The sequence below is a fragment of the Gilliamella sp. B2717 genome (assembly GCF_026536675.1).
In the GTDB taxonomy this organism is placed as follows: domain Bacteria; phylum Pseudomonadota; class Gammaproteobacteria; order Enterobacterales; family Orbaceae; genus Gilliamella; species Gilliamella apicola_I.
The window spans coordinates 319-722 of record NZ_JAFNNQ010000031.1 but is presented as its reverse complement, the minus strand read 5'-3'; the positions used below and the strand labels follow the sequence as shown (position 1 = coordinate 722).

The 404-nt window shown below is 33.2% G+C and carries 1 protein-coding gene; it reads left to right on the top strand.

The genetic code is table 11. The annotated features are described in order from the left end of the window. Positions 1 to 26 precede the first annotated feature (26 nt). Positions 27 to 404, top strand: a 378-nt coding sequence (locus tag J3U35_RS05530) for a hypothetical protein (RefSeq protein ID WP_267360096.1), incomplete at its 3' end; no start/stop codon positions are given.

The window sequence follows — 404 nt, the reverse complement described above, 5'->3', positions numbered from 1 at the left end:
AATTTTTATTATGGTTTGGTAACGCCATGAAATCCGAAACCCGTAAAAAATTAAAAATGGGCTATAACCATGCCGATATGACACTCAAAGAGGTGCAAAAAGACTATACCCAAGAATCGGTCAGTGATAACCCCAGACCAATAGGGCCTTACTACGCTTATAACGATCGCTATTTAGAAATTCGAGGCGGAATGTTTGAGAATTTTCGAGGGATTCTGACTTGGATTTGCTTTCTTATTTTTTTGCTCCCCTCCATATGCGCTTATGTTTGCATTGTGATGATTTTAGATTTGTATAATAATTTAATAACTAATGTTGGCGGTGCAATTTTTACAAAAATATTTAATTTTATTATTTTTTCTATTTTAATTTACTTATGCATCCGCTATTTCCGTTATATTTAC